This is a genomic window from Rhizobium sp. 05L429 (genome assembly GCF_056397645.1).
The window spans coordinates 52,835-76,738 of the sequence record NZ_JBFTNV010000021.1; the positions used below are offsets into that span (position 1 = coordinate 52,835).

18 protein-coding genes are annotated in these 23,904 nt (G+C 60.7%); 12 read left to right on the plus strand and 6 right to left on the minus strand.

The window, feature by feature from the left end; genetic code table 11:
• Positions 1-74: 74 nt before the first annotated feature.
• Complete coding sequence (locus AC1DNW_RS21440) at positions 75-464, minus strand: hypothetical protein (RefSeq protein WP_113298492.1); 390 nt, start codon at positions 462-464, stop codon at positions 75-77.
• Between the two features lie 221 nt (positions 465-685).
• Between AC1DNW_RS21440 and AC1DNW_RS21445 the strand changes: the two genes are divergently transcribed.
• The 5 genes from AC1DNW_RS21445 to AC1DNW_RS21465 all read left to right on the plus strand — a co-directional run bounded on the left by AC1DNW_RS21445 (position 686) and on the right by AC1DNW_RS21465 (position 7,033).
• Entirely contained in the window at positions 686-2,479 is a 1,794-nt protein-coding gene (locus AC1DNW_RS21445) for an acyl-CoA dehydrogenase C-terminal domain-containing protein (RefSeq protein ID WP_477854281.1), read from the plus strand.
• 138 nt (positions 2,480-2,617) lie between these two features.
• Complete coding sequence (locus AC1DNW_RS21450; RefSeq protein WP_477854282.1) at positions 2,618-3,826, plus strand: acetyl-CoA C-acetyltransferase; 1,209 nt, start codon at positions 2,618-2,620, stop codon at positions 3,824-3,826.
• 12 nt (positions 3,827-3,838) lie between these two features.
• Positions 3,839-6,052, plus strand: a complete 2,214-nt coding sequence (locus AC1DNW_RS21455; RefSeq protein ID WP_113306974.1) for a 3-hydroxyacyl-CoA dehydrogenase NAD-binding domain-containing protein — start codon at positions 3,839-3,841, stop codon at positions 6,050-6,052.
• A 154-nt stretch (positions 6,053-6,206) separates the two neighbouring features.
• A complete protein-coding gene (locus tag AC1DNW_RS21460) occupies positions 6,207-6,554 on the plus strand; it encodes a metalloregulator ArsR/SmtB family transcription factor (protein ID WP_113298496.1) in 348 nt (115 codons plus the stop codon).
• Between the two features lie 8 nt (positions 6,555-6,562).
• Entirely contained in the window at positions 6,563-7,033 is a 471-nt protein-coding gene (locus AC1DNW_RS21465; protein ID WP_113307077.1) for an SRPBCC family protein, read from the plus strand.
• 215 nt (positions 7,034-7,248) lie between these two features.
• Here the strand turns inward: AC1DNW_RS21465 and AC1DNW_RS21470 are convergent, their stop codons facing one another.
• On the minus strand, positions 7,249-7,560 hold the full coding sequence (locus AC1DNW_RS21470) for a metalloregulator ArsR/SmtB family transcription factor (protein ID WP_113306972.1): 312 nt from the start codon (positions 7,558-7,560) through the stop codon (positions 7,249-7,251).
• A gap of 258 nt (positions 7,561-7,818) precedes the next feature.
• Between AC1DNW_RS21470 and AC1DNW_RS21475 the strand changes: the two genes are divergently transcribed.
• A complete protein-coding gene (locus AC1DNW_RS21475; protein ID WP_113298615.1) occupies positions 7,819-8,841 on the plus strand; it encodes an LLM class flavin-dependent oxidoreductase in 1,023 nt (340 codons plus the stop codon).
• 18 nt (positions 8,842-8,859) lie between these two features.
• Here the strand turns inward: AC1DNW_RS21475 and AC1DNW_RS21480 are convergent, their stop codons facing one another.
• Complete coding sequence (locus AC1DNW_RS21480) at positions 8,860-10,047, minus strand: MFS transporter (RefSeq protein ID WP_113306971.1); 1,188 nt, start codon at positions 10,045-10,047, stop codon at positions 8,860-8,862.
• A gap of 238 nt (positions 10,048-10,285) precedes the next feature.
• Here AC1DNW_RS21480 and AC1DNW_RS21485 point away from each other — a divergent pair, with 238 nt between their 5' ends.
• Positions 10,286-10,849: a TetR/AcrR family transcriptional regulator gene (locus tag AC1DNW_RS21485; protein ID WP_113298499.1), complete on the plus strand. Its 564-nt coding sequence runs from the start codon at positions 10,286-10,288 to the stop codon at positions 10,847-10,849.
• A 3-nt stretch (positions 10,850-10,852) separates the two neighbouring features.
• Here the strand turns inward: AC1DNW_RS21485 and AC1DNW_RS21490 are convergent, their stop codons facing one another.
• Positions 10,853-14,353 (minus strand): PAS domain-containing hybrid sensor histidine kinase/response regulator, encoded by a 3,501-nt coding sequence (locus tag AC1DNW_RS21490; protein ID WP_477854283.1) that lies wholly within the window; start codon positions 14,351-14,353, stop codon positions 10,853-10,855.
• Positions 14,354-14,572: 219 nt separating this feature from the next.
• Between AC1DNW_RS21490 and mscL the strand changes: the two genes are divergently transcribed.
• Together mscL and AC1DNW_RS21500 are read left to right on the plus strand one after the other, a co-directional pair.
• A complete protein-coding gene (mscL, locus tag AC1DNW_RS21495) occupies positions 14,573-15,010 on the plus strand; it encodes a large conductance mechanosensitive channel protein MscL (RefSeq protein WP_113306969.1) in 438 nt (145 codons plus the stop codon).
• A 121-nt stretch (positions 15,011-15,131) separates the two neighbouring features.
• Positions 15,132-16,298 (plus strand): pyridoxal phosphate-dependent aminotransferase, encoded by a 1,167-nt coding sequence (locus tag AC1DNW_RS21500; protein ID WP_113306968.1) that lies wholly within the window; start codon positions 15,132-15,134, stop codon positions 16,296-16,298.
• Here the strand turns inward: AC1DNW_RS21500 and AC1DNW_RS21505 are convergent.
• Entirely contained in the window at positions 16,295-16,975 is a 681-nt protein-coding gene (locus AC1DNW_RS21505) for a Type 1 glutamine amidotransferase-like domain-containing protein (RefSeq protein WP_113306967.1), read from the minus strand. The two genes, AC1DNW_RS21500 and AC1DNW_RS21505, sit on opposite strands and share 4 nt — an antisense overlap.
• A gap of 473 nt (positions 16,976-17,448) precedes the next feature.
• Here AC1DNW_RS21505 and galE point away from each other — a divergent pair, with 473 nt between their 5' ends.
• From galE to AC1DNW_RS21520, 3 genes are all read left to right on the plus strand, one after another.
• Positions 17,449-18,483, plus strand: coding sequence for a UDP-glucose 4-epimerase GalE (gene galE, locus AC1DNW_RS21510; RefSeq protein WP_477854284.1), 1,035 nt, complete (start codon positions 17,449-17,451; stop codon positions 18,481-18,483).
• A 109-nt stretch (positions 18,484-18,592) separates the two neighbouring features.
• On the plus strand, positions 18,593-20,548 hold the full coding sequence (locus tag AC1DNW_RS21515) for an EAL domain-containing protein (protein ID WP_113306965.1): 1,956 nt from the start codon (positions 18,593-18,595) through the stop codon (positions 20,546-20,548).
• 67 nt (positions 20,549-20,615) lie between these two features.
• A complete protein-coding gene (locus AC1DNW_RS21520) occupies positions 20,616-21,677 on the plus strand; it encodes an enoyl-CoA hydratase/isomerase family protein (protein ID WP_477854285.1) in 1,062 nt (353 codons plus the stop codon).
• Between the two features lie 22 nt (positions 21,678-21,699).
• Here the strand turns inward: AC1DNW_RS21520 and AC1DNW_RS21525 are convergent, their stop codons facing one another.
• On the minus strand, positions 21,700-23,760 hold the full coding sequence (locus tag AC1DNW_RS21525) for an ATP-dependent helicase (RefSeq protein ID WP_477854286.1): 2,061 nt from the start codon (positions 23,758-23,760) through the stop codon (positions 21,700-21,702).
• Positions 23,761-23,904: the final 144 nt, after the last annotated feature.

Sequence of the window (23,904 nt, forward strand, 5' to 3'; positions counted from 1 at the left end):
TCGCTCCCGAATGGACCTTACTGGCGCAAGCCTATTCCGGGAGCTGCCTTATCTTCAAGCCATGCGATGGACGCTCAGGCCTCTACGGTTTCGCGAACCTCATCCAGCAGGAAGTGCACGACCAGATAATCGGTCTTGTACTGCCGTCCGCTGTCGCTCACCTTCTCTTCGCAGCCGCCATCGGCAGGATGCCAGGGGTGATAGTGCGGATTGGTGACGATCAGCGTCACTGCCTTGCCGGCATAAGGCCCTTCTGCCGGCCGGAAACGCATTTCGGCAAGCGGCCAGATGCGTTCATAAGTTTCCATGGGGATGCGCACTCTCAGCGCCTTGCGCGGAGCCGGCGGCTCCTCATGCGCAACCAGTCTTTCGCCGTTGACCGGTTCGACCGTCACGGGCTCGATGGTCACTTCCTCCGCCGCATCGAAAATGGAATTGAACTCCGCAGGCCACGTTCTTCTCATGAAATAGCTCCTYCCAAGCTGCTTCTGCCGGTTTGGATAAATGTAGCGCGCTTAGCCGGAGAAGAAAACGGGGGCGAGAGGATTCTGTTTGAAGCGCCTGCCTTCGCCCACTTCACAAAATCGCGCACACGCAGAATTTGACGTTTACGGAAACGTCAATATTTTGTAAGAGAGTCCCAAGGCCGGAGCGATCCGGTTGCCGAATTGGAGGAATTCGAACGATGCCAATCTACAAGGCCCCGGTGAACGACACGCTCTTCGTGCTCAACGATGTGCTGGGTCTCGAGCGCTACAACAATCTCCCGGGTTTTGCCGATGCCACGCCTGATATGGTGGAGGCCATTCTGGGCGAGGCGGCGAAGGTGGCCGAGGAAGTTCTTTTTCCGCTGAACTATTCCGGTGACCAGGAAGGTTGCGCACGTCACGAAGACGCCACGGTGTCGACGCCGAAAGGCTTCAAGCAAGCCTACCAGGCCTATCGCGAAGGTGGCTGGATCGGCCTTGCCGTACCGGAGGAATTCGGCGGTCAGGGCCTGCCCTATACGCTGCATGCTGCCGTCGGCGAGTATACCTCGGCCGCCAACATGTCGCTGATGATGTATCCGGGCCTGACGCAAGGCGCCATCGCCGCCATCCTCGTCCATGGCACTGACGAGCAGAAAAGCACCTACCTGCCGAAGATGGTGGACGGCAGCTGGTCCGGTACCATGAACCTCACCGAGCCGCATTGCGGCACCGATCTCGGCATGCTGCGCACCAAGGCCGTGCCGCAGACTGATGGCAGCTACAGGATATCGGGCCAGAAGATCTTCATCTCCGCCGGCGAACATGACTTGGCCGACAACATCGTCCACTTGGTGCTGGCCCGCATCGAAGGCGCGCCTGAGGGCACCAAGGGCATCTCGCTCTTCATCGTTCCGAAACTCCTCGTCAATGAAGACGGCAGTCTCGGTGCCCGCAACGGCGTTTCCTGCGGCGCGATCGAACACAAGATGGGTATCCACGCCAACGCCACCTGCGTCATGAATTACGACGAGGCGACGGGCTTCCTGATCGGTGCGGAGAACCGCGGCCTCAACGCCATGTTCGTGATGATGAACGAGGCCCGTCTGATGGTCGGCCTGCAGGGCATTGCCATTTCCGAGATCGCCTATCAGAACGCCGCCAGCTATGCCCGCGATCGCATCCAGGGCCGCTCGCTGTCAGGCGTGAAGGCGCCGGACAAGAAGGCCGATCCGATCATCGTCCATCCGGATATCCGCCGCGCGCTGATGACCATCCGCGCCTTTAACGAGGCCGGCCGCGCCTTCCTGCTCTGGACTGCGTTGAAATCCGATATTGCCCACCGCGCCAGCGATGAGAAGGAGCGTGAGACGGCCGATGACATTCTCGGCCTTGTCACGCCGATCCTCAAGGGCGTGATGACTGACAAGGGCTTCGATCACGCCGTCATGGCCCAGCAGGTCTTCGGCGGCCACGGCTATATCGAAGAACAGGGCATGAGCCAGTATGTGCGCGATGCCCGCATCGCCATGATCTATGAAGGAGCGAACGGCATCCAGGCGCTCGATCTCGTCGGCCGCAAGCTGGCGCTGAACGGCGGCCGCGCCGCGATGGCGCTCTTCAAGGAGATCGGCGATTTCTGCGAGGAAAATCGTAGTGACGAGCAACTCGGTTTCTTCACAAAGCACCTGAAGAAGGGCTTGAACGATGTGCAGGGCGCGACCATGTGGTTCATGCAGAATGCCATGGCCAAGCCCGACAATGCCGGCGCCGGCTCGACCGATTACATGCACCTCTTCGGCCTTGTCGTTCTCGGCTATATGTGGGCGCGCATGGCCAAAGCCGCCAACGAACGTCTTGCCGCCGGCGACGCCAGGGAGGACTATCTGAAGAACAAGCTGATCACGGCGAAATTCTTCATGGAGCGCGTAATGCCGGAAACCGCATTGCGCAAGGCCCGCATCGAAACCGGCGCCGACACGATGATGGAACTGGCCGCCGACGMGTTCTGATTGCTTCCCCTTCTCCCCGGTGGGGAGAAGGTGGCCCAAAGGGCCGGATGAGGGGCCGCAGGCGCAGCTTTCTCCGGTTCCAGCCCGCCGGACGACCGAAATTCACCGGCGCGTTCGCGCCGCCAGGGAGATGAGACAATGACCGAGGTTTTCATTTACGATCACGTCCGAACACCCCGCGGCCGCGGCAAGAAGGACGGCGCGCTGCATGAAGTGCCCTCCGTACGCCTCGCGGCAAAGACGCTGGAGGCAATCCGCGACCGCAACGGGCTGGCTACGGAAACGGTCGATGACATCATCATGGGCTGCGTCGATCCGGTCATGGATGCCGGCGCCGTCATCCCCAAGGCTGCGGCGTTCGAGGCTGGTTACTCGATCAGGGCGCCCGGCATGCAGATCTCCCGCTTCTGCGCCTCCGGCCTCGATGCCGTGAATTTCGGCGCCGGCAAGATCGCGCAGGGTGCCGATGACATCGTCATCGCTGGTGGCGTGGAAAGCATGTCCCGCGTCGGCCTCGGCATGTCCGGCGGCGCCTGGTTCATGGACCCTTCGGTGAACTTCCCGGCCTATTTCATGCCGCAGGGCGTCTCGGCCGATCTCATCGCCACCAAATATGGATTTTCCCGCGACGACGTCGACGCCTATGCTGTCGAAAGCCAGAAACGTGCGGCGAACGCCTGGGAAAAGGGCTGGTTCAAGAATTCCGTGATCCCGGTCAAGGACCAGAACGGACTGACCATCCTTGCCCATGACGAGCAMATGCGCCCCGGCACCGATATGCAGGCGCTCGCCTCCCTCAATCCCTCCTTCCAGATGCCCGGCGAAATGGGTGGCTTCGAAGCCGTTGCCATCCAGGCCCATCCGGAAGTCGAGCGCGTCAACTACGTCCACCACGCCGGCAATTCCTCCGGMATCGTCGACGGTGCCGCGGCTGTCCTCCTCGGCTCGAAAGCTGGCGGGCAGAGCATGGGCATGAAGCCTCGCGCCCGCATCAAGGCTTTCGCCAATATCGGCTCCGACCCGGCCCTGATGTTGACCGGTCCGGTCGACGTGACCGAAAAGCTCTTGAAGCGATCGGGCATGACGCTTGCCGATATCGACCTATTCGAACTCAACGAAGCTTTCGCCGCCGTCGTGCTGCGCTACATGCAGGCCTTCGACATCCCGCACGACCAGATCAACGTCAATGGTGGCGCCATCGCCATGGGCCATCCGCTCGGTGCAACCGGCGCCATGATCCTCGGCACCGTGCTGGACGAGCTGGAGCGCCGCGATCTCAATACCGCATTGGTCACCCTCTGCATCGGCGCCGGCATGGGCACGGCCACCGTCATCGAACGCGTCTAAGGGAGAGAGACGATGAGCTACACCAACTTCACCGTCGAGACCGATGCGGATGGTATTGCATTGGTCACCTGGGACATGCCCGGAAAGTCGATGAACGTCTTCACCGAAGAGGTGATGAGCGAGCTCGACGCTATCATCGATGCGACCGTCGCCGACAGCGCCGTCAAGGGCGTCGTCATCACCTCGGGCAAGTCCTCCTTCTCCGGCGGCGCTGATCTATCGATGATCAAGGCCATGTTCAGCTTCTATCAGCAGGAGAAGGCTGCGAACCCTGACAGTGCGGCACAGAAACTATTCGATCTCGTCGGCCGCATGACCGGCCTCTTCCGCAAGCTGGAAACCTGCGGCAAGCCCTGGGTCTCCGCCATTAACGGCACCTGCATGGGCGGCGCGCTGGAAATGTCGCTCGCCTGCCATGGCCGCGTCGCCTCCAACGCGAAAAGCGTCAAGATCGCCCTGCCGGAAGTCAAGGTCGGCATTTTCCCGGGTGCCGGCGGCACGCAGCGTATCTCGCGTCTCACCGATGCGCAGTCCGCCTTGCAGATGATGACGACTGGCCAGTCGCTGAACGCTTCACGCGCCAAGGCCATGAACCTCGTCCATCAAGTCGTCGATCCGGATCAGCTGATCCCCGCCGCAAAGCAGATGATCAAGGATGGGCTCAAGCCCGTCGCCCCTTGGGACGAAAAGGGTTTCAAGGTTCCGGGCGGCGGCATCTGGACGCCAGCCGCAGCCCAGCTCTGGCCGGCAGCACCCGCGATCCTCCGCCGCGAAACCTCAGGCAATTATCCGGGCGCGCTCGCCATCCTGAAATGCGTCTATGAAGGCCTGCAAGTTCCCTTCGATACGGCGCTGAAGATCGAGCAGCGCTATTTCACGCAGGTGCTGCAGACCACCGAGGCCTTCTCGATGATCCGCTCGCTCTTCATCTCCATGCAGGAGCTTGGCAAGGGCGCCCGCCGCCCGGCTGGCATTCCGAAGACGGAGCTGAAGAAGGTCGGCGTCGTCGGCGCGGGCTTCATGGGCGCTTCGATCGCCTATGTCACGGCCGCCGCCGGCTTCGAGGTTGTGCTTATCGACCGCGATATGGAGGCCGCCACCAAGGGTAAAGGCGTTGGCGAGAGCCTCGTCAAGGATTCCATCGGTAAGGGTCGTCTTACGCAAGAGGAGGGTGCCGCGCTTCTTTCCCGCCTCACACCATCAGCCGACTACGCCGATCTGAAGGATGCCGACCTCGTTATCGAGGCGGTCTTCGAGGATCGCGCCGTCAAGAAGGCGGTCATCGAGCAGGTGGAAGCCGTCATTCCGGAAACGACCGTCTTCGCCTCCAACACCTCCACTCTGCCGATTACGGGTCTCTCGGAAAATTCGAAGCGTCCCGAGCAGTTCATCGGCGTGCACTTCTTCTCGCCGGTAGAGAAGATGATGCTGACCGAGGTCATCCTTGGCAAAAACACCGGCGACCGGGCGCTCGCCGTGGCGTTGGACTATGTCGCGGCGATCAAGAAGACGCCGATCGTTGTCAACGATGTCAGGGGCTTCTTCGTCAACCGCTGCGTCTTCCGCTACATTCACGAAGCCTATGACATGCTGATCGAAGGCGTGCCACCGGCGATGATCGAGAACGCCGCCAAGATGGCGGGCATGCCGGTTGGCCCTCTCTCGCTGAACGACGAGGTGGCGATTGACCTGTCTCAGAAAATCCTCAAGGCGACGGTCGCTGATCTCGGCCCTGATGCCGTCGACGAACGCCATCTCGCCCTCATCAACAAGCTGGTCGATGAACTCGACCGCCGCGGCCGCAAGAACGGCAAGGGTTTCTACGAATACCCGGCAAAGCCCGCCAAGAAGTTCCTCTGGCCCGAGCTGAAAACGCTCTATCCACAGAAGCCGGCCGACGAAATCGACGTCAACACCCTGAAGCAGCGCTTCCTGGTGACGATCGCGCTCGAGGCAGCCCGTACCATGGAAGAGGGTATCGTCACCGATCCACGTGAAGCCGACGTCGGCTCGATCCTGGGCTTCGGCTTTGCGCCCTACACGGGCGGTGCGCTAAGCCATATCGACGGCATGGGCGTAAAGACCTTTGTTGATCTCGCCGAGAAGCTGGCATCTACCTATGGCGACCATTTCAAGCCGACGCCGTTGCTGAAGGACATGGCCGCCAAGGGCGAGACCTTCTACGGCCGCTTCGATCCCTATCCGGCCACTGACAAGGCTGCATAAATGGCGAGGCGGCGCGGCTCTTAAGAGCTGCTGCCGCCCTCACATCCCTTCGATCTGTGGTTATGCTTGAGCGAGCATTCCTGCTGCAGGCGCGGACAAGCAATCGAAAACACTTAGCCATTGCGCTAACTATCATGTCGTGATACTTAGCCTTATGGATTACTATTCACATCAACTCGACAGCATCTTCCTGGCGCTAGCCGATCCCACGCGCCGCGCCGTCATCGGCCGGCTGGGCACCGGACCGGCCAGTATCAGCGACCTCGCAAAGCCCTTTGACATGGCTCTGCCGTCCTTCATGAAGCACATCCGCCTGTTGGAAGAGACCGGTCTTGTCGAAACGAGGAAGCAGGGCCGCGTTCGAACCTGCACGCTGGAGAAGAAGCGTTTTGCCCTGGTCGATGGCTGGCTCTCGGCCCAGCGCGCCATCTGGGAAGCCCGCACGGACAGGTTGGAAGCTTTCGTCACCGCCACGCAATCGAAGGAGGAGAAATCCCGATGAACATCCCAATGCACGCAAATGCGAACCCCGATCTCGACCTCACTATTTCGCGCATCATCAAGGCCCCGCCGGCGGCTGTCTGGAGTGCCTGGACCACGCCTGCAAAATTCGAAAAATGGTGGATCCCCGCGCCGGCGCTCTGCCGCGTCGCCACCATGGAAGCCAAACCCGGCGGTGCCCTCGTCACCGAGATGAGCGAGGATGGCGGTCCCTTCCAGCCGCATCTCAGTGCCTGCTATCTGGATGTTCAGGATGGTCGTCGCATCGTCTTCACCAATGCGCTCCTCGGCGGCTGGCGCCCCGCGCCGACACCCTTCATGACCGCCATCATCACCTTCGCCGACCATCCCGAAGGCACCGCTTACAACGCCCTCGTCATGCATAAGGACAAGGACACCCGCAACACGCATGAGGAATTGGGCTTCCATGACGGCTGGGGCACGGTTGCCGAACAGTTGTCGAAGCTCGTGGAGGCATAGCAGGAAGAGCAGGTGACAGCCGCAGGATAGGCAAAGACGGTGCCGGCTGTGGCAAGGACGAGAAGTCCGCAAAGCCCGATACAATCGTCATACCCGATTAGTCTTCTTTCAGGTCGGCAGGCGGAGCACTCGAAGTCACCATTTCCGTGACCGGTTCACACGGCAGGCAGGGTGGAGGCGGATGCGATGCACGCTGAACGTTCTGCCCAGAGTCGCTAAACGGCGAGGCGAAAATCTTTCATCTGACCTTCGTCAAACATCTGGCTGAGCATCTGCAGGATCACATGGACCTTGTCGGATTTGACCGAATAGTAAATCGTCTGGGCATCACGCCGTGTCTTGACGAGGTCCTTGGTGCGGAGTTTCGCAAGGTGCTGGGAGAGAGCCGATTGACTGATCCCGATAATGTCGGCGAGGTCGTTGACCGCAACCTCACGCTCGGTGAGCGTTTGCAGCATCCTCAACCGATGGGCATTCGCCATGACCAGCAACAGTTCGGCTTTCTTTTCATAAATGTCGATATTCATGAGTTTCCCTTCGCAATTGATAAACGGTAATTTCACATAACTAATAAAGAATTATCTTAATATGGCAGAAAGGCGTAATTTTCCCTCTCTGCCTTCTAAACGCTTCCGGATAGGCCGCTCTTTCGAGCAGGCGCCCCTGTCGCATTCATATTTCATCGGGCATTGCGGCTCACAAATCTCTCGCATAGCGCCTATATGCGTATCCGGAATCATGCAAAGAAACGTCCCACGGCACATTTCAGTTTAAGCGATGGAATCATGAAAAAGATCGGTTTTCTCTCGTTCGGGCACTGGACGCCCTCGCCGCAATCCCAAACCCGCTCGGCCGGCGATACGTTGTTGCAGTCGATTGACCTTGCTGTCGCGGCAGAAGAGCTGGGCGCCGACGGCGCCTATTTCCGCGTTCACCACTTCGCCCGTCAGCTTGCCTCGCCATACCCGCTGCTCGCGGCTGTCGGCGCCAGGACGAGCCGTATCGAGATCGGGACAGCGGTTATCGACATGCGCTACGAGAACCCTCTCTATATGGCGGAAGATGCCGGTGCGGCCGACCTGATTTCCCGGGGACGTCTGCAGCTCGGTATCAGCCGTGGCTCGCCGGAACAGGTCATCGAAGGCTGGCGCTATTTCGGCTACAACCCGCCGGAAGGCCAGAGCGATGCCGATATGGGCCGCCGCCATGCCGAGGTTTTCCTCGAAGTGCTGCGCGGCGAAGGTTTTGCCGAGCCCAATCCGCGCCCGATGTTCCCCAATCCGCCCGGCCTGTTGCGCCTCGAGCCGCATTCCGAAGGGCTGCGCGACCGCATCTGGTGGGGTGCCGGCTCCAACGCCACGGCTGTCTGGGCCGCCAAGCTCGGCATGAATCTCCAGAGCTCGACGCTGAAGGACGATGAGACAGGCGAGGCCTTCCATATCCAGCAGGCCAACCAGATCCGCGCCTACCGCGAGGCCTGGAAAGAGGCCGGTCATCAGCGCGAACCGCGCGTTTCCGTCAGCCGCAGCATCTTCGCGCTGGTGAACGATCGCGACCGCAGCTATTTCGGCTACGGTAATGAGGGGCAGGACAAGATCGGCTTCATAGATGAAAACACCAGGGCAATCTTCGGCCGTTCCTACGCCGCCGAGCCCGATGCCCTCATCGAGGAACTGAAGAAGGACGAGGCGATTGCCGAGGCCGATACGCTGCTGCTCACCGTGCCCAACCAGCTCGGCGTGGAATACAATGCCCACGTCATCGAATCGATCCTGAAATATATCGCCCCTGCGCTCGGCTGGCGGTGATGACATTGCGCGACGGCGTCATGCCGTCGCCGTTTCTCTGGTGTTCCGCACCACCATCAGCCCGGCAATGCTGACAAGAACGATGGCCGTGGCGTAGATATCCGTCGTTGCGCCATAGCCGATCGATTTGACGAGGAAGCCGGCAAGGATCGCCGGCAGGCTGAAGGCGAGATAGCTCTGGATGTAGAAGGCAGACAGCAGTCCGGCCCGTTCTTCAGGCTTGGCAAGCGGCATGATCGTCCCGATGGAGCCGAGGAAGTTGGTGCCGAAACCGGCGCCAGTGAAAACCGTCCCGATCAGCAGCAGCGGCACGTTGGCGAGATGCACACCCGCCACGACTGTCAGAATGCCGAGCGTCTGTGCGCTCACGCCGAAGGCGAGATTGGCCTTCGGGCTGCGGCTGCGGCGCAGGAAGACGGCAATTGCGCCTGACAGCATCAGCGCAGCAACGACCGCCCCGCCCGTCAGCGGTGCACGGCTGCCTGTGGTGGAGGCGACCAGCGAAGGCACGAGCGACAGGTAAAAGCCGCCGAGCGTCCAGTTGGCAATATTGATTGGCGTGATCATCGACAGCGGCCGCTTGACCCGTTGCGGAATGGAAATGCTGGGCTTCAACGATCCGAGGAAGCCAGGCCGCGTGCCGCCCGTCTCCCGCGTCAACCACAGCGCAATGGCCTGCACCACAAAGGCGGCAAGCAGCAGGGCATAGACGAGATGCAGCGGCTCCGGCCCATACTGGATCAGCGCGCTGGTACCGATTGCTCCGATAGCCATGCCGGAGAGCGGCGCGATCGAGTTGACGATCTGCCCTTTGGTCCTGTTGATATCGACCAGGGCGGCGCCGAGCGAAGCACCGGCTATACCAGTGGCGATACCCTGGACGATGCGTGCCGCGATCAGCCATTCCGGCCCGCTGGCGATGGAAAACAGCGCCATGGCAAGGATTTCGAGGAGCAGTGCGCCGAAGATCACCGGTCGCCGCCCGAGATGATCCGAGATTGAGCCGGCAATCAGCAATGCTCCAAGCAGCGCGAAGGCGTATACTGCGAAGATGACGGTGATGAGGACGGGAGAGACGGCAAAGGCTTCCTGATAGATCCGATAGAGCGGCGTCGGCGCTGCCGATGCGCCGAAGAAGAAGGCAAGCGTCAGAGCATGGAAGCCCATCGGTGACGAATTCTTGATGGATTCGGGAGCGGCGACCATCTATAAGTCCCTTAAAGCTAAATCATTGCGTTAGCTTTATCTAGATGAGGCGGCGCCTAAAGGCAAATAAGTTGCGTTAATGGATCGATGAAAGTTTCTGAACTGTTGGCGCTGAAGCATGTCGCGCAAAACTGTGCAGTGGTTTTGGGACAACGACATACGTAAAAAGGACCTGAAGCGTGGTAGGCGAATCCGAAAGATCGCCGCACGGTTCAGGGCGGAGAAAGTTGGGTTCGTGATGGCAGTGAAAGAGAATATCCGTCCGGGCGGCAGAAGCGCCCGCGTCCAGGCCTCGGTGCATGCGGCAGTCCGCCAACTGCTGGAAGAGATGAGCCGCGCGGAGATCACCGTTCCGCTGATTGCGACGCACGCCGGTGTCACGCCCTCCACCATCTACCGCCGCTGGGGCGATCTGCAGGAATTGCTGGCCGACGTTGCCGTCGAGCGTCTGCGTCCGGACATGGAGCCGGTCGATACTGGCAATGCTGCCGACGATCTGGAAGCCTGGGCCGAGCAATATGCGGAGGAAATGTCCTCCGGCCCCGGTCGTGAATATGTCCGTGACGTGCTCGCAGCCCAAACCTGCGATAATGCCAATAAATGCTGCAACTTCACGCGCCAGCAGATCGAGACGATCGCCGGGCGGGCAGAGGAGAGGGGCGAGGCCTTCCCCGATGTCGATGCGGTGATGGATCGCGTGGTCGCCCCCATTATGTACCGCATCCTGTTCGGCGATGTCCCGACTGCCGCTCACGTGCGGGAGCTTGTCGGCCACGTCTTCGACCGCCGCAAGGCGGCCTGAACTTCACTCGGCGGCAGCGCGCTTCAAGCCGGAAATCTGCGTGATATAGGCGCGCAATGCGGCCGGGCGGACCGGCTTGTGCTGAACGGCAATGCCATGCTTTTCCGCCTCGGCCCGCACTTCCGGTGTCCGGTCGGCGGTAACGAGCAGGGCCGGAATATCGATGTCGAAATGCTGCCGCAGGTGCAGGATCGCCGCCACGCCGGTCCCGTCGGCAAGATGATAGTCGGCGATGACAAGATCGGGTGGCCGCCGCATCGAAAGCGCCTGGACAGCCGAAAGCGAATCCACCACTTGCGTATCGCAACCCCATCCGTCGATCAGAAGCCGCATGCCTTCGAGGATCTTCGGTTCGTTGTCGATACAGAGGATGCGCAATCCCTTCAGCGGTTCGGTCGTGCGGTCGACGGGAAGCACGGCTGCTGCGGCTTCCGCGCTCTTCGAAACATCGAGCGGCATGAGGATGCGGAATTCCGTGCCTTTGCCATGCGTCGAGTGAAGCTCGACCTTATGATTGAGCACACGGGCGATACGGTCGACGATGGAGAGGCCGAGCCCGAGGCCCGACGCGGTCTTGGCGCCTTCATCCAGCCGCGCGAATTCCTTGAACACAGTCCGGAATTTCGAAGGCGGAATGCCGATGCCGGAATCCATCACCTGGATCATCACTTGATTGCCACGTCGCCTTACCCCGACCAGCACCTTGCCACTAACCGTATATTTGATCGCGTTGGAGACAAGATTCTGCACCAGTCGCCGCAGCAGGTTCGGGTCGGAGCGCACCCGCAGCGAGGTCGGCATAACCTTGAGCTTCAGTTTCTTCTCCCGGGCGACCGGCGCAAAGTCGGTTTCGATCCGCTTGAGCAGATCGGCGAGTGGCACGGATGCCAGCCGCGGCCGCATGGCGCCGGTATCGAGCCGTGAAATATCGAGCACGGCGCCGAGAATGCTCTCGACCGATTCCAGCGCGGAATCGATATTGCGCACGATCGGGCTGTTTTCCGATTGCGCCATACGCTCGACAAGTGCGGAGGAATAAAGCCGGGCGGCATTGAGTGGCTGCAGAATGTCGTGGCCGGCAGCGGCAAAGAAGCGGGTCTTGCCGATATTGGCTTCGTCCGCCGCAGCCCGCGCCTCGCCAAGTTCCCGGTTGACGCGGGTAAGCTCCGCGGTTCGCTCCACGACACGTTGTTCCAGCGTCTCGTTTGCCTGCTTCAACGCCCGGTCGGCGGTCACACGCTGGGTGATGTCGGTAAAGGTCGCGACGATACCCTTGTCCGGMATGGCGTTGGAGCGCACTTCGATGATGTGCTCGCCGCCGCCGAGCACCAGCGAGAAGGGCTTGTCGAGTGTCAGGAAGTGCCGCACGGCCTGTGACTGGTCGCCGGGCGCGATATCGCCACGCTGACTGAGGATATTGACGATCTCCGACAGTGGAAAACCGACCTGGCCGGCATTTTCCGGCAGGTCCAGCAATTGCCGGAAACGCCGGTTCCAGATCGTCAGGCGGTTGGAACTGTCGAAGACCGCGATGCCCTGGTCCATCTGCGAAAGCGCGGTCTGCAGCATGTCCTGATTATATTGCAGCGCTTCGCTCGCCTGATCGAGCAGCCAGGCCGTATCCGAGGACGCATCCTCGATCTTCTGCAGGATCAGAGACAGCACCAGCCGCGCCGAGGAGGATCCGATGGCGCTGCCGAGAAGCTGCTCGGTGAAATGGATGAGCGCCATGTCGGCCGGCTGGTCGTCCTCCAGCTTGCGCCCGGACGTCTGCTCGTAGGTCGCAAGCGAACGCTGCATGCGCTCCTCGCCGAGGTAGCGGGCGATGGCCGTCTTGAGATCGCCGACGCTGATGCGGGTCTTCCAGCCGCGGGTCGCAAATTGCGAGCGCGAATGCCGCTTCACGAAGATGCCGGCCTGGATGCGTTCCAGCGGTTTGGCGTTGCGCGTCAGCGATCCGACGATGAAGGCGGCAGTGTTGACGAGCAGGCTCATCGCTGTCGCATTCACAAGCGCATCGGCATCCGGCCCCGTGAAGAGCGTCGTGCCGGGAAAGATGAAGCCGAGGAAACTGCTTGCCACATAGGAATAATCCGGGCCGCCGAGCGAAGGCAGAAACAGCAGGTAGACCCAGATGATAATGCCGGACGATAGGCCGAGGATGGCGCCGCGCGCATTCGCCCGCCGCCAGATCATGCCGCCGAAGAGGGCGGGTGCAATCTGCGCGATGGCAGCAAAGGAGAGCAGGCCGATCGAAGCAAGCCCTGCCGTGCTGTCCGTCGAGCGGTAATAGGCATAACCCAGCAGCAGCACGGCGAAGATCGCGCTGCGGCGGATATTGAGCAGGCTCTTTGCGAAGTCGTCACGCTGGCTCGCAAGACCCGCGAGCTTCCGGCGCAGGAAGAACGGCATGACGATGTCGTTCGACACCATGATGGAAAGCGCCACGGAATCGACGATCACCATGGCGGTCGCCGCCGAAAAGCCGCCGATGAAAGTGATCAGCGAGACAACCGGCATTTGCCCTGCAAGTGGCAGGGTAAGAACATAAAGATCGGCATTGCCGTTGCCGCCGAAGACGAGCAGCCCGCCGATCGCAACCGGCAGCACGAAGAGATTGATGACGATCAGATAGAGCGGGAAGAGAAAGCCGGCGAGCCGAAGCTGCTTGGCCGTGCGGTTTTCGACGACGGTCACATGGAACTGGCGCGGCAGCATGATGATGGCGAAGGCAGAGAGCAGCGTCAGCGTGATCCAGCGGCTGAGCGGGGTCTGATAGTCGAGAGCGGCGGTGACCAGGGCGTTCTCCGAACCCTTCTGCCACAGGTCGCTTGGCCCGTCGAACAGGAACCAGATGACGCAGACGCCAGCCGTCAGGAAGGCGACGAGCTTCACCACTGATTCCATCGATACCGCGAGGATCAGCCCGTCCTGATGTTCGGTTGCATCCGTATGGCGGGTACCGAACATGATGGCGAAACAGGTCAGCACCAGGGTGACGATCAGCGGCAGGTCGAGGAAATAGAGGTTGCCGCTGCCGATGCCATAGTCGGACGGATTGACCATGGCCGTGACCGTCGCCGAAATGGATTTCAGCTGCAGTGCGATATAGGGAATGGTGCCGATCAGGCAGATCAGCGCCACGATGGTCGCAACAGTGGAATTCTTGCCGTAGCGTGCGGCAATGAAATCGGCGACGGAGGTCAGCTTCTCGGCCTTTGCAAGTTCGATGATTCGCTTGAGCAGCGGCATGCCGAGTGTGAAGACGAGGATCGGCCCGATATAGATGCCGGCGAATTCCAGCCCGTTATGGGCTGCAAGACCGACGCCGCCGAAATAGGTCCAGGAGGTGCAGTAGATCGCCAGGCTGAGTGCATAGACCACGGGCCGGCCGCCTTCCGGCACGCCGAACTTCCGGCTCCGTCGGTCGCCGTAGCTTGCTACCGCGAAAAGCAGCAGAAGATAACCCAAGGCAAACGCAAATATGACCCAGCCTGGAAGCATTGACCCTCCGCCGACGGACAATCCGCCGTCCTCCCGGAACAGTCCGAGATTAGGGCAATTCAGCAGGTTTGAAAATTCCCGCGGCCTTGGTCTTAAGTTCTACGTGGATGGGGGCAGTGTCCGAATATTTCCAATTGCCGATTGATTAATTGAGATGAAGGTGTAGCTAATGAAAACAACGGCATGTCTTTGAAAATGCATCAAGGGGAGACAGATCGGATGCTCAATGAGTTCAAAGCTTTCATCGCCCGCGGCAATGTCATGGATCTCGCAGTCGGTGTTATCATCGGCGGCGCCTTCGGCGGCATCGTCAAGTCGCTGGTCGACGATATCATCATGCCGATCGTCGGGGCGGTTTTCGGCGGTTTCGACTTCTCCAACTACTTCATTCCACTGTCGAAGGATGTCAATGCGCCAGCCCTTACCGCAGCCCGCGCGCAGGGTGCCGTTTTCGCCTACGGTAGTTTCATTACAGTCCTCATCAATTTCCTGATACTCGCTTGGATCATCTTCCTGATGGTCAAGGGCGTGAACAAGCTGCGCGAGCAGGTCGAACGCAAGGAAAAGGAAGCACCGGCAGAGCTGCCCGCACCGACGGCCGACGTCCAGCTTCTGACCGAAATCCGCGATCTTCTCGCCAAGCGTCCGACGGTTTGATCCGAATTGGGGCCCGTCCATTCCGGCGGGCTCATCCATCACGAAAATCGATATGCCATCACGCATTGTCATAGGATTTGCGCCCGCAAATCCGTTATGAAGGCGTGAACTGGAGATATGCATGTCGATTGTAAGCAGCCTCAGCCCGCGCGCCGTCGCAGCGCCAGAAAGCGGGATCGTCGAAGTCGTCAATTACGCCCGTGGCCGTGAAGGCCTTCTGCCGCTCTGGGTTGGCGAAGGCGATCTTCCCACGCCCGATTTCATCAATCAGGCCGCCATGCAGTCGCTCGCCGCCGGCGAAACCTTTTATACTTGGCAGCGCGGCATCCCCGAGCTGCGCCAGGCGCTCTCCGATTATTACGCCAGACATTTCGGCATCCGTCTTCCGGTTGAGCATTTCTATGTGACCGGTTCGGGCATGCAGGCGATCCAGATCGCCGTCCAGGCAATAACCTCACCCGGCGATGAACTTGTCTATCTGACGCCCGCCTGGCCGAACATTGCCGCAGCGCTTGAGATCGCCGGCGCCCGCTCCATCGGGGTCGAGCTGCAGTTCGAAGGTGGCACCTGGGCGGTCGATCTCAACCGTATCGAGGCGGCCATCACCCCGAAGACCCATGGCCTCTTCGTCAACACCCCGTCGAACCCGACCGGCTGGACCGCGACGAAGAAGGATCTGGCCGATATCCTGGCACTGGCGCGCAAGCATGATCTCTGGATCATGGCCGATGAGATCTATGCGCGTTATTTCTATGCTGGCGGCCGCGCGCCGTCCTTCCTCGACGTCATGGAGCCCGGCGACAAGATCATCTTCGTCAATTCCTTCTCCAAGAACTGGTCCATGACCGGTTGGCGCGTCGGCTGGATCGTCGCGCCGCCGGAAACCGGGCAGGTGCTGGAAAACCTGATCCAGTATTCGACCTCGGGCGTCGCACAGTTCATGCAGAAAGGCGCGGTCGCGGCGCTCAACGAAGGAGACGCCTTCGTGCAGTCGAATATCGACAAGGCAACCCGCTCCCGCGATATCCTCTGCGATGCGCTGATTGCCACCAACCGCGTCCAGACGCTGAAACCCGATGGCGCGCTCTATGCCTTCCTCAAGATCGACGGCGTGACCGACAGCCGGAAGACTGCGATCGACATTGTCGACAAGACCGGCGTCGGGCTTGCACCCGGTACGGCCTTCGGACCGGGCGGTGAGCTTTTCCTGCGCGCCTGCTTCCTGCGCGATCCGGCTCAGGTGATAGTCGCGGCCGAGCGGCTCTGCGACTATATCCTGAAGCTCTAGGCGGAACGGCGTAGCGCTTCCGGTAGCACCGGTAGCAGCGTCACATTCCGACCCTCAACGATGATGACTTCGCCGTCTCTCAGCGGCTGAAAGGGCGTGCCGGCTTCTTCAAGGAAGTTGACGGTCTTTTCGGCAGCTTCGGCCTCATCATGGGCCGAGCGATAGTGGGGGACGATGGAGAAATCGACGAGTCCAAGCCCGTCCCACAGGATCGCCTCGTCATAATCAGGCGCGAGCTGCTGCGGATCATCCATGATGTCGATACCATCAAGCGAGGGTGCCGCAACGACTGCTCCAGCGCTGAAGCCGCCATAGACGAGTGCATCCTTGCGCAGCAATTCCGCTATGATGCGATCAAAGCCGCTCTGCCGCATGGCCCGCCGCAGGAGAAAAGCATTGCCGCCGACAGCCCAGACGAAGTCGAAGCGAGCAAGCGCCTTTTCCAATGCATGCGGCTGTCCGAAATAGTGCCGCAGGTCGAGTTCTTCCGGCTCGATCCCCCAATCKGCAAGATCTGCCTTGGGATCGTAGATATTGGCCTCATAGGCGAGCCGCGCCTCGGCCGGAACGAAGTCCAGCGCATTCTGGATGACGGCCGCGCGCCTTCCGCCCTTGAGGAGTTTCTTCAGCCGGGCGGCACTTGCGCCGAGCCGATAGGATGACAGGTAGAGCCTCATCGATGCCGCTCCCCGTTTTGGAGAAGCAGGTCACGAACCGGCATTGCGAGAAGGTCTTGTGCCACGAGAAGTCCTTTGCGTGAGGCGGACATCGGGGCAGAAACAGAAAACCCCGCGCGTGTCCGGCGGGGTTGGGTCGGGTGTAGTGAACAGTTTCAGGTCACAAGCCGACGCCCCCACCGCAAAGGGTGGTCGTCATGCCCATCGTCATAGYCTGAAACGCGAGGTTGCTCATGCCGCTAATTTGCCCCGCCGCGTGCGTGATGTCAACGAGCCCAAAAAGAGGGGTCGCGAGCCGGTTTCGTCCCAAAAACGGCTGGTCGATAAAATTGTAGCAAAGCCCGAAATCCGCCTCTAACCACGTCCCCAAACATACCGGCCGCAAAGGCTTTCCGAGGCTGTTTGATAACAAAATCGGAAGGGAAAAAGCCGTTCTGATGCTCCCGAAAAAAGATAAAACAGGGAATGCAGACATGGCGGTTCTGGTAACAGGTGGGGCTGGATATATCGGCAGCCACATGGTGTGGACGCTGCTCGATGCCGGTGAAGATGTCGTCGTGCTCGACCGGCTTTCTACCGGTTTTCGTTGGGCCGTGGCGCCGGCCGCGCGCTTCTATCTCGGCGATGTCGCCGATCCCGACATTTTGAAGAAGATCTTCATCGAAAACGATATCGAGGCGATCATCCATTTCGCCGGCTCCGCCGTCGTTCCTGTATCGGTTGCCGATCCGCTCTCCTATTACGACAATAACTCGGGCAAGACGCGTGTGCTGCTGAGCGCCGCGATCAAGGCCGGCATCCGCAACTTCGTCTTCTCCTCGACGGCCGCCGTCTACGGCCAGCAGAAGAGCTCTGCTCCGGTGAAGGAAACGKCGCCGCTCAATCCGGAAAATCCYTACGGCCAGTCGAAGCTGATGACTKAAATGATGCTGCGTGACGCCGCCGCCGCCTATGACTTCGGCTATGTGGCGTTGCGTTACTTCAACGTCGCAGGCGCCGATCCGCAGCTGCGCACCGGCCAGTCGACCTCAGGCGCGACCCATCTCATCAAGGTCGCCTGTGAGGCCGCACTCGGAAAGCGCGACAGCATCGCCGTCTATGGCTTCGACTACCCGACCCATGACGGCACCGGCGTACGCGACTACATCCATGTGAGCGATTTGACAGCGGCGCATTTGAAGGCGCTCCAGCATCTGCGCCAGGGTAGGGGGCCACTTGTCGCCAACTGCGGCTATGGCAGCGGCTATTCCGTGCTCGATGTGTTGAACATGGTCACCCGCTTGAACGGTCACTCCTTCAAGATCAACATGGCGCCGCGCCGACCGGGCGATGCGGCAAGCGTCGTCGCCGATGCGACGCTTGCCCGCCGCGTCCTGGACTGGGCGCCGAAACACGACTCGCTGGAAACCATCGTGCGCAGCTCGCTCGACTGGGAACTCTTCCTGATGAACAAGAGTGTCGACGATCTGCACAGCATTCATCGCGCGCTGGCTGCAGCCTCCTTCTGAGCTGCAACCGAACATTTACCATCCCGGCGTAGATGTGGGTGGCTGACGTTACGTGAATAAGGAATAGTCAAACTTTCTCTGGCTCGCTTCAGCCAAGGGAAAAGGGATCATGAAGAACTTCATAGCCTCATTGCGGCTGCAAAAAGATAATCCGAAGTTTCTGGTGGCGCAGTTCAAAGCTCTGTCATCGCAGATTCCGATTCTGTACGTTCTTCTTGTCATCAACGCGCTGGCAGTGGCCATCACCCACATCAAGTCGGCGCCTCTTTGGCTTTCGCTCTACATTCCCGTCGGCCTCAGCATCGTCTGCGTCTTCCGCCTGTGCTGGTGGGAGATCTGTGGCAAGGAAAACGTCACGCCGGAGCGTGCGTTACGGCTGATGAAGGTGACCCAGGTAGGCGCCACGATCCTGACGATCGGCTTCGGCGGCTGGGCCGTCGCGCTCTATCAGTATGGCGATGCCTCACAGCAGGGCCAGATCGCCTATTTCCTCGTCGTAACCGGTATCTCCTGCGTCTTCTGTCTGATGCATCTGCCGCTCGCCGCGGCGATCACCACGGTCATCACCTTCACTGCCATGGTCGTGACCTTCCTCTTTTCCGGCAATCCGGTTTTCGTGGCCACGGCGGTCAGCGGCTTGTTTCTCGTGCTGCCGTTCCTGCGCGTCATCAACAGCTACTTCCAGAATTTCACCCATCTGGTGCGGCTTGCCGAGGAGCTGAAGGAGAAGCAGGCAGAAGCCGAGGAACTGAACCTCGTCAACAGCCGCAATGCGCTGCAGGATCAGTTGACCGGTCTCGCCAACCGCCGCAGCTTCTTCCTGTCGCTCGAAAAGATGCTGCTGGAGCATCCGACTTCGCCGCCTGTCATCGGCATCATCGATCTCGATGGCTTCAAGCCGGTCAATGATGTCTTCGGCCATTCGGCCGGCGACCTCGTATTGAAGGAAACGGCGCGCCGCTTCGTCGCGCTGTTGGGTGATCAGGGCATCGTCTCGCGCCTTGGCGGCGATGAATTCGGCATCATCTTCCCCTCCGATATGACGCTCAGGGCCGTCTCCGACCTCGGCCTGGCGCTATGTGCAGCCGTCCGTGAGCCCTTCGACATTCCGGACGGTTCGGTGCGCGTTTCCGGCTCCTGCGGCATCGTCTATCCTGACGCGGGCGAATACACTGCCGAAGATCTCTACGAGAAGGCGGATTTCGCGCTCTATCAGGTCAAGAGCAAGCGCACCGGCGGTGTGGAATTCTTCTCGCCGGAACACGAAAAGATCCTGACGCAACGCTACCTGATCGAGCTGGAGCTGCAGGCTGACAATTTCGCCAAGGAGTTGAAGCTCGAATATCAGCCGATCATGGAGCTGCGCAGCGGCCGCGTTGTCGGCTTTGAGGCGCTTGCGCGCTGGGATAGCGCCCGCTTCGGCCGCATCAGCCCGGATGCCTTTATTCCGGCTGCCGAACGTACCGCCGTGATCGGCCGCATGACGCGCATCCTCTTCAGCCAGGCGCTCGACGCACTGAAGATCATGCCGGCCCATCTGCGCGTGTCCTTCAACCTGTCMGCCCGCGATATCTGCGACCACGAAACTTCGATGGCCCTGCTTGCCATGATCAATCGATCCGGTGTCGATCCCAAACGCATCGAGTTCGAGATCACCGAGACGGCGCTTCTCTCCGATTTCGACACAGCCGATCAGGTGATCGGCGTGCTGCGTGCTGCCGGTATCTCGATTGCGCTCGACGATTTCGGCACCGGTTATTCCAGCTTGAGCCACATCCATCGCCTCGCCTTCGACAAGTTGAAGATCGACAAGGCCTTCGTCATGAATTTCGATCGCGATGCGCGTTGCATGAACATCACCCGCTCTGTCGCCAATCTCTGCCAGAACCTCGGCATTGCCTCCGTCGCGGAAGGTGTCGAAAGCGAGGATGTGGCGGAGGCGCTGAAGGGCCTCGGCGTGCGGCTGGCGCAAGGCTATTACTTCTCCCGGCCGCTGCCGCTGGAGCTGGCGATCGACTACGCGATGCGGTGCGATGTCGCCGTTTCGCAGTCCCTCTCGGCCTGATTGATCAGCCAGCCACTGGAACCCCGGCTCAACCCCGTCTATTCCTAGGGCAGGAGCGAGGTGGACCATGGACAAAAGCAATCAGAACGAAGTCATCGTTGAACGACGTGGTACGGCAGGTCTTATCCGGCTGAACCGAACAAAGGCGCTGAACAGCCTGACCATCCCGATGGTGCGCGCAATTGCCGCCGCACTTGATGATTTCGCCGGCGACCAATCCGTGGCGAGCGTCGTCGTGATGGGCGAGGGCGAACGCGGCTTCTGCGCCGGCGGCGATATCCGCGCCATTCACCTAAGCGGGCGCGCCGGCGACGGCTTGGCGGAAACGTTCTGGCGCGAGGAATTTCGCCTCAATCACCGTATCGCCAATTATCCGAAGCCCTATGTGGCGTTGATGGATGGCATCACCATGGGCGGCGGCGTCGGCCTTTCCAGCCACGGCGGCCACCGTATCGTCACCGAGCGCACCCGCCTTGCCATGCCGGAAACGGGCATCGGCTATTTTCCCGATGTCGGTGCCACTTGGCTGCTGCCTCACATGCCGGGCGAAAGCGGTACATGGATGKCCCTGACGGGGCTGGATATCAATGGCGCCGATGCCATCCATGCTGGACTTGCTGATTTCTACATGCCCTTCTCGCGTCTGGAAGAGGCAGTCCAGCGTCTCTCGGATCTGCCTTTGGGAAGCTCGTCAGACGATGTCGACGCGGCGCTGCGCAATCTATCGGATCAGCCGGGCGAAGGCAGGCTGCAGGCCAATGCCACGATGATCGACCGCGCCTTCCGCTTCAGCCGTGTCGAGGACATCGCGTTGGCCCTCGCTCAGGAAGAGGGCGAGTTCGCAGCCGAAACCCGTCGCGTGATGCTCACACGCTCGCCGACCAGCCTCAAGCTCACCTTGCGGCTGCTGAGAGCCGGCCGCCAGAGCCGTACGCTCGGCGAATGCCTGGCCCGTGAGCTCAGCGCCTGCATGCAGATCCTGCATGGTGCGGATTTCTACGAAGGCGTCCGTGCGGCTGTTATCGACAAGGACCGTAATCCGAAATGGTCGCCGCCGGCAATCGCCCTGGTCAACGATGAAATGATCGGCCGTTTCTTCGAACCCGCCAAGCCACCGCTCGCGCTTTAGCGCCATCTGGTCAGGAGAGGCTCTAACGCCACATGCCGCGCATGCGTGCACCGACATCGATGCGCACCTGCCGCGCCTGCTGGGCCGCCGCCGTTTCCGCTTTGGCCTGCGGCCAGCCGCAGACCTCGAAGAACTGCAGCAGCGTCGCGGGAATGAAGCGGCTGCGTGACGCATAGACGTGCCGGTCGCCCTGCGAGTTCTGCCCATAGGTGAAAAAGCGTTGCGGCACGACGAGATCGAGGCTGTCCTTGGCGCGTGTCATCGCCACATAGAGCAGCCGCCGCTCCTCCTCTATTTCTGCCGTCGTGCCGACAGCGAGATCCGAGGGGATGCAGCCATCGATGACGTTCAGCATGAAGACCTTGGTCCATTCCTGTCCCTTGGCCGAATGGATGGTCGAGAGGATGAGATAGTCCTCGTCGAGCAGCGGCACGCCCGCCTGATCCGAGGTTGCGTCGGGCGGATCGAGCGTCAGTTCCGTCAGGAAGCGCTCGCGCGAAGCATAACCGCCGGCGATCTGCTCGAGCTGCACGAGATCGGCAAGCCGGGCGCTCGCATCCTCATGCAGCCTTTCAAGATGCGGCTCATACCATTTCCGCACCAGTTCGATCTCGGCAGGCCAGCCGGCCTTGCCGGTCTTCAGTTCCTGCATGGTGGACACGAACGAGGTCCAGTCGTCGCCCGAGCGCGGCGGCGCAGGCATGGTGGCGAGCGCCGTCACCGGGCTTGGGCCTTCTGCCATATGGTCCAGCACCTTCTGTGCCGTGGAAGGCCCGACCCCCGGCAGGATCTGCATCAGCCGAAAGCCCGCCACCCGGTCGCGCGGGTTCTGGGCAAAGCGTAATGCCGCCAGCATGTCTTTCACATGCGCGCTATCGAGGAATTTCAGCCCCCCGAACTTCACGAAGGGAATGTTGCGGCGGGTGAGCTCCACTTCCAGAGCGCCGCTATGGTGCGAGGCGCGGAAGAGGACGGCCTGGCTTTTCAGCTTCACGCCCTCTTCGCGATGGTCGAGAATCTTGTCGGCCACGTAGCGCGCCTGATCATTCTCGTCGCGCACCGTCACCAGCCGCGGCCGCTCCGGCGATTCCCGCTCCGTCCAGAGGTTCTTGGTGAAGCGCTCGGAAGCAAGGTCGATGACGGCGTTCGCCGCCGCAAGGATCGGCTGGGTCGAGCGGTAGTTGCGGTCGAGCGTGACGATATTGGCGGCCGGGCTGAACGACGCCGGAAAATCGAGAATGTTGCGCACTGTGGCCGCGCGGAAGGAATAGATCGACTGCGCATCGTCACCGACAACGGTCAGCCCATGCCCGGTTGGCTTGAGGGCAAGCAGGATCGAGGATTGCAGCCTGTTGGTGTCCTGATATTCGTCGACCAGCACATGGTCGAAGCGGCTGCCGATATCCTCTGATATCAGCGGTTCGGCCACCATCTGCGCCCAGTAGAGCAGCAGGTCGTCATAATCGAGCACGTTCTGGCTCTGCTTTGCCTCGACATAGCAGGCAAACAGCTCGCGAAGCTGCTTTTCCCAGGTCGCGCACCAGGGAAAGGCATCGCGCAGCACCAACGGCAGTTCCGCTTCCGAGTTTACCGCGCGGGAATAGATGGCAAGGCAGRTGCCCTTGGTTGGAAACCGGCTTTCCGTCTTGGAGAAGCCGAGCTCGTGGCGCACGAGGTTCATCAGGTCGGCACTGTCTTCCCGGTCATGGATGGAGAAGGCCGGGTCGAGGCCGATCTGCTCGGCATAATCGCGCAGCAGTCGTGCGCCTATGCCGTGAAACGTGCCACTCCAGGCCAGCGCATCTGCCATCATGCCGGAATTCTTGCCAAGGACCTCGCCGCAGATGCGCTCGACGCGCCGGCCCATTTCGGCAGCCGCCCGACGGGAAAAGGTCATCAGCAGGATGCGGCGCGGATCAGCACCCTTGAGGATCAGATGTGCTACGCGATGGGCAAGCGTATTCGTCTTGCCGGAGCCGGCGCCGGCAATGATAAGCAGCGGCCCCGCAATATGGCTGCCTTCGATGAGCGTGCCGTGCTCGACGGCCAAACGCTGCTGGGGGTTGAGCTTTTCGAGATACATCCAGCGGTCCGGTTGGCTCTCGCCGGAGAATCACCAGCGCGAGTGTTAGACGTTCCTTGAATGTTCTTGATTGCCGCTCCTGTCAAGCAGGCACGGGCTACCATTCACGACACCATCGGCCCGAAAATCGAGTTCGTTTTCGGA